The organism is Muricoccus radiodurans (assembly GCF_050154705.1).
GTDB lineage: Bacteria > Pseudomonadota > Alphaproteobacteria > Acetobacterales > Acetobacteraceae > Roseomonas > Roseomonas radiodurans.
Genome location: NZ_CP189562.1, coordinates 29731 through 46280, shown reverse-complemented (window position 1 = coordinate 46280; position 16550 = coordinate 29731). Strand labels below are relative to the sequence as shown.

Below are 16550 nucleotides of genomic sequence, written 5' to 3'. Positions count from 1 at the left end.
CGGCGGGTGTTCTGAGGAGGCGGGGAATGGGTCGGAAGAGGACGCACACGCCGGAGGAGATGGTAGCGAAGCTGCGGCAGGTTGAGGTGCTGACAGCCCAGGGCAAGACGGTTTCCGAGGCGGTCCGGACGATCGGGGTGACGGACCAGACCTACTATCGCTGGCGCGCGGAGTTCGGCGGCCTGAAGCTGGACCAGGTGAGGCGGCTCAAGGAGCTGGAGCGGGAGAATGCGCGGCTCCGGAAGGCGGTGTCGGACCTGACCTTGGACAAGGTGATCCTGAAAGAAGCGGCATCGGGAAAATACTGAGCCCCGCCCGTCGTCGCGCGGCAGTGGGGCATGTGATGCAGCAGCTCGGCGTGTCCGAGCGGAGAGCCTGTGCGGTGCTGGGGCAGCACCGCTCGACCCAGCGCAAGGTGTCGCGCGCAGCAGATGACGAGGCGGCGCTGACGGCGAGCATCACTGGCCTGGCGCGGCAGTACGGGCGCTACGGGTATCGACGGATCACGGCCCTGCTGCGGGCCGAGGGTTGGGGCTGCAACCACAAGAGGGTGGAGCGGATCTGGCGCCGTGAGGGGCTGAAGGTCCCAGCCCGGCAGCCCAAGCGCGGGCGCTTGTGGCTGAACGATGGGTCCTGCATCCGGCTGCGCCCCGAGAGGCCGAACCAGGTCTGGGCTTATGACTTCGTCGAGGACCGCACCCGGGATGGGCGAAAGTTCCGCATGCTGAACGTGGTGGATGAGTTCACCCGCGAGTGCCTGGCGATCCGGGTCGGGCGTCAGCTTAGGGCTGCCGACGTCATCGACGTGCTGTCCGACCTGTTCATCCTGCGCGGCACGCCGGGCCATGTTCGTTCAGACAATGGGCCCGAGTTCGCCGCCACCGCGGTGAGGAGCTGGATCAACGGTGTCGGCGCGAAGACGGCATTCATCGAGCCCGGCAGCCCGTGGGAGAACGGGTATGTCGAGAGCTTCAACGGCAAGCTGCGAGACGAGCTGCTCAACAGGGAGATGTTCAATACGCTGGCCGAGGCCAAGGTTCTGATCGAGCAATGGCGCTGCCACTACAACACCGTCCGCCCACACTCCTCGCTGCGCTACCAACCGCCGGCGCCAGAGGTCGTCCTGCTGCACCACCTGACCCTACCACCCGGCCACAGCCTCTCCAGCTCCAGCAGGGTCCTGCCCATGCGCCACTAACATCCCGCCCGGAGCACCTCGTGGGGGCTTGTCAGTAGTGCCCAGCGATTCGCCGATCCGCAGCGTGGCCGACCTGCGCGGCAGGACCATCGCCACGCTCCGTGGCCAGACCGGGCACTTTCTCGTTCTTGCAGCCTTGGAGCGGGAGGGACTGCCGCACGACGCCGTGCGCTTCGCCTTCATCGCCCCGGACGCGGCCAAGGCCGCCCTGGCACGGGGCGCAGTGGACGGATGGGCCACCTGGGGCCCCTACATCTCCCTCGCCAAGGTGCAGGACGGAGCGCGGGAGATCGTGAACGGGCGCGGCCTGATGAGCGGCCAGAGCTACCAGATGGCCGCGGACACTGCGATCGCTGCCAAGCGCGCGGCCCTGGCCGACTTTCTCCGCCGCGTCCGGCTGGCCCGCGAATGGGGCTTGGCGCATCAGGAGGAACAGGCGCGGGTCTGGGCGGAGGGCACGAACTTTCCTCTCCCGGTCGGGCGCGATGTGGTCGCGGTGGCGCAGACCCACACCATCGCCATCGATGACGAAGTGATCGCCGCCCAGCAGCGGGTGAGCGACTTCTTCGCCGCAGTGCGGGTGATCCCGCGCCCCCACCAGGTGGCCCCGGCCTTCGGCCCATCCTTCAACGCGGCCGTCTTCGCGGCCTGATCCGGAGTTTATCCCATGCCTGACGGCACGATCGTGAAGGGCGCCGGCTCGGCGAAGGACTGGCGCACGCAGGGCATCCGCCACGTCCCCGCCGCGCAGAAGAGCTGCGACACTCCGGAGACGCTCGGCATGAATCGCCAGGTCGCGATTTCCGGTTCGCGCACCGGCTCCTCTGCCCTCTGGGCAGGAACCAACCGCATTGAACCCAGTGCCAAGACTGGCCCGCACCATCATGGCGGGCTGGAGAGCGTGATCTACGTCATCTCCGGTACCGCCCATATGCGCTGGGGCGACAAGCTGGAGTTCATCACCGAGGCGAAGGCAGGCGACTTCTTCCTCGTTCCGCCTTACGTGCCTCATCAGGAGATCAATCCCTCTGCCACCGAAGTCTTACACTGCGCTTTGGTGCGCAGCGGGACGGAGGAGGTGGTGGTGAACCTGACGAACCTCGTTCCGGTGCCCAAGCCAGAGTGGATCCAGCAGGGCTGAGGCAACACATCGTTCAAGTTGGTCGGCTATCGAAAGTCCCGGCTCGGCGGCATCTTCGTCAGAGGCTGGCGCCTGTTGCCCGGCCCCGGTCGCCGCACCTCGTCAGCCCGGCCCAGGGTGCGCTCGGCCCACTCTCTACCCTGGTCGGCCAGCGACAGGCCGTTCAGGAGGTCCGAGCGATCCTTCAGCCCGCCGACGATGAGATGGTTTACCGGCTCCTCGACGTGCTCCTCCAGCCGTTCGACCTGCCCCTCAGCCACAATCAGGCGAACCGCCGATCATCGCCCGGCGGTTCGCCTCTGCCACCTTGGCGAAGATGACGAGATTGCCGACGCCGTGCTCGTCCTCGACGGTCATGAAGACCACGCCCTTGGAACTGCCCGGCCGCTGGCGAATCAGCACGATGCCGGGCAGCCGGATGCTGGCGCCGTGGCGCAAGGTGGTCAGCCCACGGGTGTCGTCCAGGCCGAGCCGGTCGAGCACGGGCCGCAGCAGCGCCAGCGGGTGGCGTCCCAGGGTCAAGCAAAGGGAGCCGTAGTCCTCGACGACGTGCTCCCCCTCGCCCTGCTGGGAGAGCACGGCATCGGGTTCCGCCATCAGGGGCATCTCCGCCATGGCCGCCGCGGCGATTTCCCCAGCCATGGCGAACAGCGGCAGGCTCTGTGGTCCCGACACGGCCACCCCGGCATCCTATGAAGCCTGCCTCCGGCTGGGCTCTGTTGAATAATTCTGGCTGAGGTCGCGAGGCCGCAGTTGGGCGCTGATATCAGGCCACGGCGACGGGATCGGGCATGCCGAGCCGGTTGGTGGTGTTGAGAATGGCGCAGCGGATCTGCACCTCGGCGACCTGACGGGCGGGATCGTGCGCTGCGAGCCGCTCGCCCAGGCGTTTGATGCGTGACATCGCTGTCTCGGCCAGGCTGCGGCGGTGGTAGCCGCTCCATCGCTTCCAGAGGCGTCGCCCCCGGTGCTGTCCACGACGAGATGCAGCGACTCACCCCGGGAACGGTAAGGGATGATCACCGTCAGGTCCCGCTGCCGCCGCGAGAGGGTGCTGTCGTGCGGCACCGGCCAGCCGAGCCCAGCCAAACGGATCAGGCTCCCTACTAGGCCCTGAGCCGCCCGCAGCGGCAGCCGGAACAGCACCTTGATGGTGAGCGCACACTGAAGGGCCGTGTCGCTGAAGACCTGCGGCCGGCCCCGCCGCCCCGTGCTCTCCAGCGCCTGCCAGGCCAGGTCCGGCGAGAGCCAGACCGTCAGGTCGCCGCGGGCGACCAGCCCTTGGTCATACTCAGCCCAGTTCCGCACACGATACCGCGTCTTCGACCGACCGGCCGGCGCTGCTCCCTTGCTCATGCCCGTCTACATGCAAGCCCACCAGGATTTCGCAACAGCGCCGTTTTCTCCCCCGCCGACGCTTCGTTCGAGCGCTCGCCCGGGCAGGACGGCGACGTCTTCGCCGCTAATCTCGTCGATGAGCGTCACGGCAGGCCGACACGATCGGCTACGGACTGTACCAATCGGGCCAGGGCTTGCAGGAGACGATGGCCGTGGATGACGTGATGATCGTCCTCGAGGGCCGACTCGCCATCACGTCCGACGAGGGGAAAAGAACCGCCGGGCCCGGCGACATCGTCTACATGCCCAAGAGCGAGACGGTGGGCATCGTCGCGGGCCATGGCGGAGAGGCCGGTCATCAGGGTGACGACGTAGTCAGCGAGGGGCTCGGCCGCTTCCGGGTGCGCGGCAGCGATGAACCGGCGGATCTTGTCCTCGGCCGCCGAGCTGAGGGCGCGGGAGGCTTCCCGCGCCTCGGGAGCTTTGGAGCGGCTGCCCTCGATGACGAGGCAGCCGGCGCCGGCCTCGGCCGACGAGAGGTCGGCGGCGTAGCGGCGTGCCGCTTCCTCCAGCACCTCCGCCAGGGCCTCGGCCACGGGGCGGCCGGGGCGGAGGATCTCGTCCAGCGGAACGCCCTGCAAGGCGGTGTAGCGCCTGAGGATGCGGGCGTAGAGGGCGGCCTTGCTGCCGAAGGCGGCATAGAAGCTTGGCGGGTTGATGCCGAGCGCCTCGGTGAGGTCGGCCACGCTGACCGCATCATAGCCATGAGCATGGAAGAGGCCCTGGGCGGTGGCGAGGGCGGCTTCCAGGTCGAAGCGGCGGGGGCGACCGCGGGCGCGCAGAGCATCTGTAGTCATCGCTACAAGACACCTTGACGAGGCTTCCGACGGTTTTGTGTAGCGTTCACTATATTAACCATCAAGGAGGGCCTGATGGCCGGCTTTCGGGACAAGTCCGTTCTCGTGCTCGGCGGCAGCCGCGGCATCGGGGCGGCGATCGTGCGGCGCTTCGCGGCCGAGGGGGCAGCGGTGACCTTCACCTATGCCGGATCGCGAGAGGCCGCGGAACGGCTCGCGGCGGAGACGGGGGCGAGAGCCGAGGTGACGGACAGCGCGGACAGGGACGCGGTGATCGCGCGGGTGCGGGACAGCGGGCCGCTCGACGTGCTGGTGGTGAATGCCGGGGTCGGCGCCTTCGGCGACCCGCTGGAGGCGGACCCGGACGAGGTGGACCGGCTGATCCGCATCAACGTGGCCGCGCCCTACCACGCGGCGGTGGAGGCGGCGCGGCGGATGCCGGAGGGTGGACGGATCATCGTGATCGGCTCCGTCAACGGCGACCGCATCCCATTCCCGGGCCTCTCGGCCTACGCGATGAGCAAGTCGGCGCTGCAGGGCATGGCTCGCGGACTGGCGCGGGACTTCGGTCCGCGCGGGATCACGGTGAATGTCGTGCAGCCCGGGCCGATCGACACGGACATGAACCCCGCGGACGGGCCGATGAAGGACATCCAGCATGCGGTCATGGCCATCAAGCGCCACGGACGGCCGGAGGACGTGGCGGGGATGGTGGCTTGGCTCTCAGGACCGGAGGCGAGCTTCGTCACCGGCGCGATGCACACGATCGACGGCGGCTTCAGGGCCTAGGCGCAGGACGGGGCGGATCAGACCACCCCATCCCGCGCCGAAGGGCGCCACGGCGGTGGGACATGCTGCTACCACGCTTCACTCCTGGCCGTGGCTGCTTGCGGTTTTGAGACCGGAACCGCTGGAAGAGGTGAGCGTGTCGGCGGTCGCGGGTGTCAGGTCGCCGCACGCGTCGGGTCGCGGCCCGACGCGATCGCCTGCCGGGTCGGTTATGCGCAACGCGGTTGGTGATGGGAGTGGTGGCTTGAGACCTGTGAGACCGGAGCGGGTGCGGAGGAGACAAAGCTACGACCATCACCCGGCGTCGCGCCCGAAGAGCCGCATCGGGTAGGCCGCCATGGCCGCATCTGTGCTGACGAGGACGAGGTCTTCCACCTGGGCTTGGGCAATGAGCATACGGTCGAACGGGTCACCGTGGTGCCGGGGCAACGCACCGGCGGCGACGGCGTGCGCGGCCCGGATCGGCAGAGGCTCCATACCGGCGCGCTCGAGCACGGCGTCGATCCGATCGAGTGGAAAGCGGAGGCGCCCGAGGGCCGCCTTGATCGCGATCTCCCAGACCGAGGCCGCACTGACAAGGAGCGTATTCTCCGGCGTGGACAGGGCGGCCACGACCGGGCGCGGAAGACGTGATGGGTCGGTCACCGCCCAAATCAGGATCTGGGTGTCAAGGAGAAGTCTCACCCGCCCTCGAAGGCCCGCTGCAGTTCGTCCGGGAGCGGGGCGTCGAAGTCCGGTCCGACCCAGACCTCATCTCGCAGGAAGCCGAACTCGCGGGACTTGCCCGGCATGGCGAGTGGGACGAGGCGGGCGAGAGGTCGACCATCCTTCGCGATGACGATCTCCTCGCCTGCCGCCGCGCGGTCGACGAGACGGGAGAGTTGGGTCCGCGCTTCGTACAAGTTCAGCGTCGCCATTCAGCCCCTCCCCGGGTACCGGGTTCAAGATGCTCACTTGATCAAGGTTGTTCAAGGCAGTGAATCAGTGAGAGCTTGGCTTCGTCGGGGCCTCCGAACGGTCTGCCTAGGCGCCCTCCCCTGCACTGCCCCGGCGGGTTAGAACCGCCCGCCGCACCAAGTCTGACCGATCCGGATGCTTTCCCTCCGCCGCCGGCCGAGCTCGTATCGACTCTGGGTGATCATTGGCTCCTCCGCAGTCACCGCCTGATCTGCGGTGCCTCCACCGACCCTGTCGTCGTGGAATCTGCGCCGGCCGGCGTTCGGCCGCACCTCATGGTCACCGACCCACCCTATGGCATGGACAACAAACCCGGCGTAGCGGAACGAGGCCCCGGAGGGGAGCAAGACTTAGCGAACCGACACACTTTGCTGCTGGCTCCTGGCCTCCACGTGTCGACGGGGCCAAACTGGCCTGCCCGTACGGTAGCGCGGGAAGGAGGACGTCCCATGCAGAAGCAGCCCTGCGCGCCCGCCAAGGCGGACAGTTGGCCGCGCCTGGACAGACGGACGGCGCTTACTGCAGCCGCTGCGCTGGATTGGCCGGCACGCGCTCGTGCCCAGGTCGCTTTCCCCAGCCGTCCTGTGCGGATCATCGTGCCGGCCACGCCGGGCGGGGCCATCGACATCACGGCGCGGCTCCTCGCCGAGCGCCTGCCGGCCAGCTGGGGACAGTCAGTCGTGGTGGAGAACCGCGCCGGTGCCAACAACATCATCGGCACGGAGGCAATTGCCCGTTCCGCGCCGGATGGGCACACGCTCGGGATCAGTGCCGTAACCCATGCGATCAACGTGGCGCTCTATCGCCTGCCCTTCGACACTCTGCGGGACGTGATGGCGCTGACGACGGCTTATTCCGTGCCACTGGTCCTGGTGGCTGGCCCCGACTTTCCCGCGGCCCGCGCAAGCGAGTTGATTGACCGGTCGAAGCGCCGTCCGGAGGGTGTGACCTTCGCCGGCACCGGCGGGATCACCCACCTGGCCTGGGAGCTCTTCGCGCTGCAGAGCGGCGCGAAGCTGGTGCACGTGCCCTACCGGGGCAGCAGCGCCGCCCATCCAGATCTGATGGCCGGGCGGGTAGACGTGATGTTCGACACCATGGCGGCGGTTCTCGGCCATATCCGCGGAGGCAAGCTGAAGGCGCTCGCCATCAGCACGGCGGCACGGTCGCCTCTGCTCCCCGACGTACCGACCGTGGCCGAGAGCGGCTTGCCGGGGTTCGAAGCCTCCAGCTGGGGCGTGATCCTGGCGCCATCGGGATTGCCCGAACCCGTGGCGGCGAAGATCTCCGCCGACATCAACCTCCAGCTCCGGACAGCGGAGGTTCAGGAGCGGATGGTCGCGCTGGGCGCGGAGGTGCGCGGAACGAGCGTCGAGGAGGCGCAGACCTTTGTGCGCGATGAGGTGGCGAAGTGGCCGGAGGTGGCGGCGCGTGTTGGTATCGAGCGCCAATAGGGATCGTGTGGCGACCTCGACGGCGCTCCGCGAAGTGGGGCTGGCCCGGCCGGTGCGGCCGCCGGGCGCCCAGGGTCACATCGTCGCGTCGCTCAACGTCCGCGGGGCGGGCCAGTCCAGCCAGTCACAGATGGCTCCCCCCATCACAGCTTCCAGCTCCGCTCCAGACAGCCAGGGCAGCTCCTCTGTGAAGAGGCGAACGGCCTGGCTGTAGGAGCAGGGAAGGCGCGTGAGGTCGCTGCCCCAGAAGACGCGCTCGGGGCCAAAGGCATCCACCACCCGCCGGATCGGCTCATGCAGGCTGCGGTACGGGTAGTCGTCGGCCGCAACGCAGGGGAGTGCCGACGCCTTCACGGCGATGTTGGGGTGCCGTGCCAGTGCCAGTAAGTCCGGCAGGTTCGCGAAAGCGGCCTCCCCCTTCTCCTCGCCGGAGAGCGCCATATGGTCCAAGGCGATGCGCAGGTTGGGATGGGCGGCCGCGACGGCGCCGATCCGGAGCAAGTCATGCGGGGCGAAGACCATGAGGCATAGCCCATCGCGCTCGGCCTGACGCCACAGCCAGTCGGCGGTGCCGTCCTGCAGCCAGGCACGGCTTGCGGCAGGACGGAAGTTTACCCGTGCGCCGAAAAGCCCTCGGAGATAGGGCCATTCCGCCATTCGATCGCGGCTATCAGGATGTTCGAGAGGCAATCGTCCCATCACGGCGAAGCGCGCGGGGTGACGCCGCGCCGCGTCCAGGGCCAGTTCATTGCGTGTGCCCTCCCAGGATGGGGGAACCAAGACGGCGGCCTTCACGCCGGCCGCCCGCATCTCGGTGAGCAGATCGTCCGCGGAAAAGGGCTCTGCGCGCTGAGCGGCTCCTGCATGAAGCGGCGACCAGGGGCGGTCCGGCGTCTCGGCGGCCCAGATATGGACCTGCGAATCAACGATCAACATCGGCTAGACCTCCATCGGGAGCGCTCGCGTCGTACAAGGTGCAAAGATCCGGGTTGCGGCCTTCACCGGCGGGCTGCACCGTTGGATTGTCCAGACAATTCCAGGAAATTCCGCACAGGAAATTGGACGAACCTCAGCCACTCTGGTTGATTGTTCCTGCAACGTCGCGGCTCACATGGCACCGGCGTCATTCCTCTTGCCGCTGGGGCTGAAGAGCCGACCTGAGCGCGTCCGAAGCATCGGACGCATGAAGTTCGATGGCCTCAAAGACCAAGGAGGATGTATGGCGACCGTTCTGATCTGGCAGAACCATTTCATCGATACTTCCGGCGGGCATACCTGGACCGGACACGCGAGCCTCAGCATCACTGACCACTATACGGATACCCGTGCCCTTGTTGATGCCGAGGACAATTCGGGGAAGATGGTCGTCGACGGATCGAGCACGGGTCTGGTCGCTGGCACAGACGATTACGTGAGCTTCTGGCCGGGAAAGCTGACCGATGCCGGGAAGAAGGGGGTCACCAACTTCAACGACGGCTGGAAATCCGGCGTCAAGTTCATGGCGGTCTCCAAGCCCTCGCTCTTCGCCGACGTCGCGCTCGAGAACTACGCCCCTGACCACGTGATCCGCATCAAGAATTTGAACGTGAACAAGATGGTCGCCAAATGGCGTTCGATCCGGATGAAGCAGAATGCCAGCTACAAGTTCCTCCGCAAGAACTGCTCGACGATCGTGGCGGAGGTTCTTCAGGTCGCGACCCCCTGGTACAAGACATCGCACCATCAGATCTGGACACCTTGCGATGTACGCGATTACGCGATGAGAGTCGGCAAGCCCATGCTCTGGTCCGACTTCATCGATGAACTCGTCGCCAACCGCTATGGAACCAAGGAGCAACTCGCGCTCTTGCGAGGCGTGAAGCGTCGGAGCGCCGCGCGAGGGACGTCGGGCGGATTGGCCAAGTTCGCTTGAGGCGTTGATGTCAACCGCTCCGGTCTGAGGCAGGACGGAGCGAAGACAGGGCGCGCGGCGAACATCTCGGGAGGCGTGGGGCGGCCTGTTTGGCAATGTGCTCAGACCGTCAGAGTGCCGGCGTGGATATCGGAGGTCGAGGCTACGGCGTGGACGCGATCTTCCATACCTCCGCCCCCGACAAGTCCGTAACTGTGAATACTGCCGACTGCGGAGGACTCTTGGCAGCGGCCTCAGCCGCCTGCTTCAGTCCAGCAGCCTTCGCCTGGTCGAGGGTCGCGAAGTTGCTGACTGCGCTGCCATCCTGTCTCAGCGTGAAGTCGCCGCCTGCGCTGGCACTCATCGAGCTCCCCTTTCTCTGACCCGCCGCCATTGGCCAATATTCCTCACGTCCACCATGAAGAGCCCCGGACAAGCCATCGCGATGTTGGTAGCGCGCTATCGTTGACGGCATTCTCTCAACCGGCTCGGGCGGCTACCGTTGCTCGTATGTGCAATCTTTACTCAATGACCAGCAACAAGGCGGCGATCGTGGCACTCGCCAAGGCCATGCAGGACAGCGTCGGCAACCTGCCCGCGCTGCCCGGCGTGTTCCCGGACTACCCGGCGCCGATCGTGCGGACGGCGGCGGATGGGACGCGCGAGCTTGCCATGGCGCGGTGGGGCATGCCGTCGCCGGCCTTCGCCCTCCAGGGCAAGAAGACCGACCCCGGCGTGACCAACGTCCGGAACACGGGCTCGCCGCACTGGCGCCGGTGGCTCTCGCCCGAGCACCGCTGCCTCGTGCCGCTGACCTCCTTCTCCGAACCGGAGCGCCTGCCGGACGGCAAATCGCAGCCGGTGTGGTTCGCCCTGGCCGAGGACCGGCCGCTCGCCTTCTTCGCCGGCATCTGGGCCCCGCAGTGGACGTCCGTCCGCAAGGTCAAGGAAGGCGAGGTGACGGCCGACCTCTACGCCTTCCTGACCAGCGAACCGAACGCCGAGGTCGGCGCCGTCCACCCCAAGGCCATGCCGGTCATCCTGACCACCGAGGAGGAGCGGGAGATCTGGATGCGGGCGCCCTGGTCGGAGGCGAAGGCGCTGCAACGGCCGCTGCCGGACGGAGCGCTCCGCATCGTGGCGCGCGGCGAGAAGCACGACGGGCAGAGGAGAGGGACGTGGGCGGCGGCGATATCGGCCCCAAGCAGAAGGCCCAGGCCTCGCTGTTCTGACGGCCTGGCTACCGGCCGGGCATCGGGCGGAACCCGGGCCAGGCCTTCGCGGCCTCGCGGGACGGCACGATCACGGACGCCACGTCGTTGTGCCGCCAGGTGGCCGTGCACTTGGCACCCCCGATGGTGACATCGGTGGACCGCTCGTCTGCGCCGCGCTGACGCCGCAGCTCCTCCAGGAGTGACTGGGTCAGTTCCGCATCGCCGAGCGGTCTCGCCGCTCCCGTGCTGTCCCGCATGTCCAATCGGACCCGCATCCTCTGCCTCTCCCGGGCTCGTCGCGCTGGCATGGTGACGTGCGGGCCCGCCTATCGGAAGTCCCGACTGGGCGGCATCTTCGCCGCATCCTGCCGCGAACCCGGATCCGGTCGCCGCACCTCGTCCGCTCGGCCCAGCGCCCGATCCGCCCAGTCCGCCTCCTCACCTGGACCTGCCCCCCCGATCCCCTGCAGCCCGTCCAGCAGGTCGGAGCGGTCGGTGAGCCGGCGCACGATGAGGTGCAGGATCGGCACCTCGGCGTGCTCCTCCGTGCGCTCCACCCGCCCCTCCGCGACCAGAAGGCGGGCGCTGATCAGGGCCCGGTGGTGCTCGGCCCCGACCTTCTCGTAGACGACGAGGTTCGCGTCCCCGTGCTCGTCCTCGACGGTGACGAACACCACGCCCTTCGCCGTCCCGGGCCGCTGCCGCAGCAGCACCAGCCCGGGCAGCCGGATCGTCTGTCCCTGCCGTGCCGCCCGGAACCGCCGCGTGTCGTCCAGCCGTAGCCGGTCCAGGGTCGGCCGCAGCAGCGCCAGCGGGTGCCGCCGCAGCGTCAGGCCGGTGGCGCCGTAATCGGCCGCGACCGCCCTCCCCTCCCGCTCCTCCGGCAGGACCGGCGCGGGTTCCTCGATCTGCGGCCCCTCGGTCGCCGCGAACAGCGGCAGCTCCGTCTGCGCTCTCGTGTCCACCGCCCGCGCCGCCCAGTGTGCCCGAGGGCGGGGGGTGGCCAGCCCCGCGAAGCTGTCCGCCTCGACCAGGGCCGAGAGGGCGTGCCGGCTGAGCTGGGCGCGGTAGGCCGCCTCCTCCACCGAGGCGAAAGGCCGGCCGTTGCCGGCATCCCGCGCCCGGATCAGCTGCCGCCCCTCCTCCTCCGATAGCCCCGCCGTGACCCGCAGCCCGAGGCGCAGCGCCAGCTCGTCCCGGCTGTCCCGGTCCGGCTCCAGCGTGCTGTCCCAGCCCGAGCGGTTCACGTCCACCGGCCGGACCCCTACCCCGTGCGCGTGGGCATCCCGCACGATCTGCGCCGGCGCGTAGAAGCCCATCGGCTGGCTGTTCAGCAGGGCGCAGGCGAACACGCCGGGGTGGTGCTTCCTCACCCAGGCCGAGGCGTAGACAAGGTGGGCGAAGGAGGCGGCGTGGCTCTCGGGGAAGCCGTAGCTGCCGAAGCCCTCGATCTGCTTGAAGCAGCGCTCGGCGAAGTCGCGGGGGTAGCCGCGCCGGGCCATGCCCTCGACCAGCCGGTCGCGGTAGATCCCCACCCCCTGCGTGTACTTGAACGTCGCCATGGCCCGCCGGAGGTCGTCCGCCTCCTCCGGCGAGAAGCCGGCCGCGACGATGGCGACCCGCATCGCCTGCTCCTGGAACAGCGGCACGCCCAGCGTCTTCTCCAGCACCTTCTGCAGCTCATCCGGCTCGCCGTGCTCCTCGGAGGGGCCGGCGTATTCCGGCTTCTCCAGCCCCCACCGCCTCCGGATGTAGGGGTGGACCATGTCGCCCTGGATGGGCCCGGGCCGGACGATCGCGACCTGCACCACGAGGTCGTAGAAGGTCCGCGGCTTGAGGCGGGGCAGCATGTTCATCTGCGCCCGGCTCTCGACCTGGAACACGCCGAGGCTGTCGGCGCGGCGGAGCATCTCGTAGGTGGCCGGGCAGTCCTTCGGCAGGCCGGCGAGGTCGACCTGGCGGCGCTTGTGCTGGCGGATGAGCCCGAAGGCGCGGCGGAGCGCGGAGAGCATGCCTAGGCCGAGCACGTCGACCTTCAGGATGCCGAGGGCGTCGATGTCGTCCTTGTCCCACTCGAGCGTGGTGCGGTCCTGCATGCTGGCGTGGGTGACCACCGCCAGCTCGATCAGCGGGCCGCGGGTGATGACGAAGCCGCCGACATGGGTCGCGACGTGGCGGGGGAAGTCCTGGATCTCCTCCGCCAGCTCCAAGGCCATGCCGAGGCGCCGGTCCGCATCGGGGTCCAGCCCCTCGGCCCGGGCGATGTCGGCGAGGCTGCCATCCCGCCCCGGTCCCCAGGCCATCTTGGCCAGCCGTCCCGTGATGTCCTCCGACAGGCCCATGGCCTTGCCCACCTCGCGGATGGCCGAGCGGCCGCGGTAGCGGATGACGGTGGCGCAGATGGCGGCGCGCTCGCGGCCGTAGCGGGCGTAGAGGTGCTGGATCACCTCCTCGCGGCGCTCGTGCTCGAAGTCGATGTCGATGTCGGGCGGCTCGCCGCGGGAGGCGGAGACGAAGCGCTCGAAGAGGAGGTCGTGCTTGTCCGGGTCCACGGCCGTGACGCCGAGGACGTAGCAGACGGCCGAGTTGGCGGCCGAGCCCCGGCCCTGGCAGAGAATGCCCCTCTCGCGGGCGTAGCGGACGATCTCGTGGACGGTCAGGAAGTAGGGCGCGTAGCCCAGCTGCCCGATCAGCTGCAGCTCGTGGGCGAGGCGGCCCCGGGCGTTGGGGGAGAGGCCGAGTGGCCAGCGCTCGTTCACCGCCGCCCAGACCCGGGCCTCCAGGGTCTCCTGAGCGGTGCGGCCCGGCTCCAGGATCTCGTCCGGGTACTCGTAGCGGAGCTGGTCGAGGGAGAAGCCGCGGGTGGTCTCGAGCACGTCGAGGGTGGCGAGCAGGGCCTCGGGGTGGGAGGAGAAGAGGCCCGCCATGTCGGCCGGGGACTTGAGGCAGCGCTCCGCGTTCAGCTCTGCCGCGAAGCCCAGGGCATCGACGGTGGTCCGCAGGCGAATGGCGGAGAGCACGTCGGCCAGCCGCCGCCGGGCGGGGTGGTGGTAGCGGACCCGGTTGGTCGCGAGCAGGCGGGCGCCGCAGGAGGCGGCCATGCCGGCCAGCACCTTCAGACGCCCGCGGTCACCGCCGTCCCGGGTGCACCAGGCCGCGCAGAACAGCGGCAGCGCCAAGCGGTCCCGCAGGTCTCGGGCGTCCTGCCGCAGCCGCGCGGCGAAAGCTGCGTCCGGCGCCTCGGGCGGGATGGCGGCCAGGATCAGCCCCTGGGCATGGGCGAGGAGGTCGGGGCGGGAGAGATGGCACTCTCCCTTGGGCGCGGCGATGCGGGCCCGCGACAGCAGGGCGGTGAGGCGGCCGTAGGAGGCGCGGTCGGTGGGCCAGGCGAGGTAGCGCGAGCCGTCCAGCAGCTCGAGGCGGGCGCCCACGGCGAAGGGCAGGCCCAGCTGCCTGGCCGCGACATGCCCGCGCACCACGCCGGCGAGGCTGTTGGTGTCGCAGAGCCCCAGGCCGGCATGGCCCAGCTCGGCCGCGGTCAGGGCCAACTCGGCCGGGTGCGAGGCGCCGTCGAGGAAGGAGAAGTTCGACTGGGCCCCGAGCTCGGCGTAGCGCGCCCGCACGGTTCAGCCTGCGCTGTGCGGACGGGCGCCTTTCTCCCGCATCAGCACGAAGCCGGCGCGCCGGAGGTGCTCGGCCAGGCGCTCGCCAGCGAGGCTGGCGGCCAGGTCGCCCCCGCCCCGGCGGGCCTTGCCGCGGGCGTCGAAGCGCAGCGCATAGGCCAGAGCGGTCGCCAGTTCCTCGTCCGAGGCGGGCACGAGATCGGACGCGGAACGGGACGAATCGGGCATCGGGGGCTGCCTCCACACACCCGATCGACTATGGGAGCATGTTCCTGTTTTGTTCAAGCCCTCCTATACTCTTCGCCGGCCCCAACCTATCTCCACGCTCTCGTGCTCCCGGAGGGACTGATCGGCTTGGCGCCGCTCTGTGTCTGGTGAACACAAGGCCTTGTCGGGCATAACCGGCCACTTCCATGCACAAGCAATCTCCTCCCGACCCGACCTCGACCAATCGGCACGGCTGCCTCCCGGCGTTGCCGCAGGACGTTGCACTCCGGTACATGCAGGATGCTGTGGCGCTTTGGGACGGTGACCTCCGGCTCCACTTCGCGAGTTCCCAGTTCGAGCGCCTGTTGGGCCTGCCGGCCGAACTGGTCCAACCTGGGATCCCCATGACGGACCTGATGCGCTTCCAGGCCGTGCGGGGTGATTTTGGTCCCCCTCCCCCCGACGCCGCGGAACTTGACGCTTTTGTTCGCCAGCGCTGCGCCAGCGTTCGCGCGCCGGAGGGCATGCGATACACTCGCGCTGCACCGGACGGACGCTGGCTGGAAATCTCGGTCGCACCGCTCGAAGCCGGCGGTTACATCATTGTCTATCGCGATATCACGACCCTTCGGTTGCGAGAGGAGGAGTTGGCACGGGCACGGGATGAGGCCGAGGCGGCGCGCGACGCGGCGGAGAAAGCCGCGCGGGCGAAGTCCACCTTCCTGGCTACCATGAGCCACGAGATCCGAACCCCGATGAATGGCGTGCTGGGCATGATGGAGATCCTGGAGCGCTCCGGGGAGTTGACGGCGGACCAGACCCGCTGTCTGTCCATCATGCGCGGGAGCGCCGGCGCCCTGCTGCGCATCATCGACGACATCCTAGATGTCTCGAAGATCGAGGAGGGCCGGCTCGAGCTGGAACAGGTGACCTTCTCTCTTTCGGACCTCATTGGGGAGGTAATGGAGAACTTCGCCGCCGAGGCAAGCCGTAAGTCCCTCCGCCTCATTACTCAACCCCCTGTCCAGTCGGACATGGTCAGCGGGGATCCCGTGCGGGTGCGTCAGATCCTGTCCAACCTCGTCGGCAATGCCGTCAAGTTCACGCACGCGGGCTATATCCTGGTGCTGACCGACATCAGGGCCGGGGAAGAAGGCAATGTCCGTGTCCGCATGACAGTCGAGGACACCGGCATCGGCTTGACCGAGCAACAAGTAAGCCGCCTGTTCCAGCCCTTTGCTCAAGCGGACGGGTCGACGACGAGGCGGTATGGTGGCTCCGGTTTGGGCTTGAACATTGTCCGGCGGCTCGCCGGCATGATGAGCGGGGACGTGACGGTCCAGAGCACCCCGGGGCAGGGCAGCCGCTTCCAGGTCACACTGACGCTTCGTCGTGCGCCCGATGTGGCCGCGCTGCCCCTAACGCCTGTATCGGACGTGTGTGCCTCAGTGAGTGTCAGGCGACCGAAGCTCTTGGTGGCCGATGATCACCCGATCAACCGAGAGGTTCTGAAGCGACAGCTGTCCCTGCTCGGGTTCGAAGCGGATCTGGCAACCGATGGCTCCGAGGCGCTCGCGCTCTGGCGCGCAGGGCGACACCGCATCGTACTCCTCGACATGCACATGCCTGTCCTTGACGGTGTGGGTGTGGCACGGGCTATTCGATCGGAAGAGGCTGTCGAGGGCTCCCTTCGTAGTGCGCTCATTGCCGTCACGGCAAGCGCCCTGGAGGCGGATGAGCGGGAATGCCTTGCCGCCGGGATGGACGACTTCGTCCCGAAGCCGATCACCCTGGAAAATCTGCAGCGGGCCTTGAATCGTGCGCTTCCGTCGATGTTCGACAGAGCCTCTTAAAGCGGGTGCCACGGTTCATGGTGCTTCG

General features: G+C 68.5%; 13 protein-coding genes and 4 pseudogenes. 9 read left to right on the top strand and 8 right to left on the bottom strand.

Going from position 1 to position 16550, the window contains the following annotated elements; all coding sequences use genetic code 11:
* Positions 1 to 26 precede the first annotated feature (26 nt).
* The 3 genes from ACP6CK_RS28755 to ACP6CK_RS28745 all read left to right on the top strand — a co-directional run bounded on the left by ACP6CK_RS28755 (position 27) and on the right by ACP6CK_RS28745 (position 2339).
* Positions 27 to 1198, top strand: a protein-coding gene (locus tag ACP6CK_RS28755) for an IS3 family transposase (protein ID WP_426958907.1) whose coding sequence is annotated in 2 segments (ribosomal slippage) — positions 27 to 294 and positions 294 to 1198 — 1173 coding nt in all. Because the reading frame shifts where the segments join, the coding sequence is not laid out codon by codon here.
* Positions 1199 to 1235: 37 nt separating this feature from the next.
* Positions 1236 to 1850: an ABC transporter substrate-binding protein gene (locus tag ACP6CK_RS28750; protein ID WP_426960132.1), complete on the top strand. Its 615-nt coding sequence runs from the start codon at positions 1236 to 1238 to the stop codon at positions 1848 to 1850.
* A gap of 15 nt (positions 1851 to 1865) precedes the next feature.
* Complete coding sequence (locus ACP6CK_RS28745) at positions 1866 to 2339, top strand: cupin domain-containing protein (RefSeq protein WP_426960131.1); 474 nt, start codon at positions 1866 to 1868, stop codon at positions 2337 to 2339.
* Between the two features lie 252 nt (positions 2340 to 2591).
* On the opposite strand, the gene ACP6CK_RS28740 is transcribed toward ACP6CK_RS28745, so the two are convergent.
* Both ACP6CK_RS28740 and ACP6CK_RS28735 read right to left on the bottom strand, forming a co-directional pair.
* Complete coding sequence (locus tag ACP6CK_RS28740) at positions 2592 to 3014, bottom strand: hypothetical protein (RefSeq protein ID WP_426960129.1); 423 nt, start codon at positions 3012 to 3014, stop codon at positions 2592 to 2594.
* Positions 3015 to 3105: 91 nt separating this feature from the next.
* Positions 3106 to 3695 (bottom strand): annotated as a pseudogene (locus ACP6CK_RS28735) (transposase).
* A 45-nt stretch (positions 3696 to 3740) separates the two neighbouring features.
* Here ACP6CK_RS28735 and ACP6CK_RS28730 point away from each other — a divergent pair.
* Positions 3741 to 4006 (top strand): annotated as a pseudogene (locus ACP6CK_RS28730) (hypothetical protein); the annotation flags it as partial.
* Between the two features lie 3 nt (positions 4007 to 4009).
* On the opposite strand, the pseudogene ACP6CK_RS28725 reads toward ACP6CK_RS28730, so the two are convergent.
* A pseudogene (locus ACP6CK_RS28725) lies at positions 4010 to 4534 on the bottom strand (TetR/AcrR family transcriptional regulator); the annotation flags it as partial.
* 75 nt (positions 4535 to 4609) lie between these two features.
* Between ACP6CK_RS28725 and bdcA the strand changes: the two are divergent.
* Positions 4610 to 5323 (top strand): SDR family oxidoreductase, encoded by a 714-nt coding sequence (bdcA, locus tag ACP6CK_RS28720; RefSeq protein WP_426960128.1) that lies wholly within the window; start codon positions 4610 to 4612, stop codon positions 5321 to 5323.
* Between the two features lie 294 nt (positions 5324 to 5617).
* Here the strand turns inward: bdcA and ACP6CK_RS28715 are convergent, their stop codons facing one another.
* Positions 5618 to 5968, bottom strand: a complete 351-nt coding sequence (locus tag ACP6CK_RS28715) for a type II toxin-antitoxin system VapC family toxin (RefSeq protein ID WP_426960127.1) — start codon at positions 5966 to 5968, stop codon at positions 5618 to 5620.
* Between the two features lie 35 nt (positions 5969 to 6003).
* Positions 6004 to 6240 carry a type II toxin-antitoxin system Phd/YefM family antitoxin gene (locus tag ACP6CK_RS28710; RefSeq protein ID WP_426960126.1) on the bottom strand — a complete coding sequence of 79 codons (237 nt, stop codon included), beginning with the start codon at positions 6238 to 6240 and terminating at the stop codon, positions 6004 to 6006.
* A 489-nt stretch (positions 6241 to 6729) separates the two neighbouring features.
* Between ACP6CK_RS28710 and ACP6CK_RS28705 the strand changes: the two genes are divergently transcribed.
* Complete coding sequence (locus ACP6CK_RS28705; protein WP_426960125.1) at positions 6730 to 7734, top strand: tripartite tricarboxylate transporter substrate binding protein; 1005 nt, start codon at positions 6730 to 6732, stop codon at positions 7732 to 7734.
* Between the two features lie 75 nt (positions 7735 to 7809).
* Here ACP6CK_RS28705 and ACP6CK_RS28700 read toward each other — a convergent pair whose 3' ends face one another.
* Positions 7810 to 8670, bottom strand: a complete 861-nt coding sequence (locus ACP6CK_RS28700; RefSeq protein ID WP_426960124.1) for an amidohydrolase family protein — start codon at positions 8668 to 8670, stop codon at positions 7810 to 7812.
* Positions 8671 to 8953: 283 nt separating this feature from the next.
* On the opposite strand from ACP6CK_RS28700, the gene ACP6CK_RS28695 reads away from it, so the two are divergent.
* Both ACP6CK_RS28695 and ACP6CK_RS28690 read left to right on the top strand, forming a co-directional pair.
* Positions 8954 to 9646 (top strand): DUF4105 domain-containing protein, encoded by a 693-nt coding sequence (locus tag ACP6CK_RS28695; protein WP_426960123.1) that lies wholly within the window; start codon positions 8954 to 8956, stop codon positions 9644 to 9646.
* Positions 9647 to 10135: 489 nt separating this feature from the next.
* A pseudogene (locus ACP6CK_RS28690) lies at positions 10136 to 10786 on the top strand (SOS response-associated peptidase); the annotation flags it as partial.
* Between the two features lie 379 nt (positions 10787 to 11165).
* Here the strand turns inward: ACP6CK_RS28690 and ACP6CK_RS28685 are convergent.
* Positions 11166 to 14462, bottom strand: coding sequence for an error-prone DNA polymerase (locus tag ACP6CK_RS28685; protein ID WP_426960122.1), 3297 nt, complete (start codon positions 14460 to 14462; stop codon positions 11166 to 11168).
* A gap of 3 nt (positions 14463 to 14465) precedes the next feature.
* On the bottom strand, positions 14466 to 14690 hold the full coding sequence (locus tag ACP6CK_RS28680; RefSeq protein ID WP_426960121.1) for a hypothetical protein: 225 nt from the start codon (positions 14688 to 14690) through the stop codon (positions 14466 to 14468).
* A gap of 272 nt (positions 14691 to 14962) precedes the next feature.
* Here ACP6CK_RS28680 and ACP6CK_RS28675 point away from each other — a divergent pair, with 272 nt between their 5' ends.
* Positions 14963 to 16522 carry an ATP-binding protein gene (locus tag ACP6CK_RS28675; protein WP_426960120.1) on the top strand — a complete coding sequence of 520 codons (1560 nt, stop codon included), beginning with the start codon at positions 14963 to 14965 and terminating at the stop codon, positions 16520 to 16522.
* Positions 16523 to 16550 lie beyond the last annotated feature (28 nt).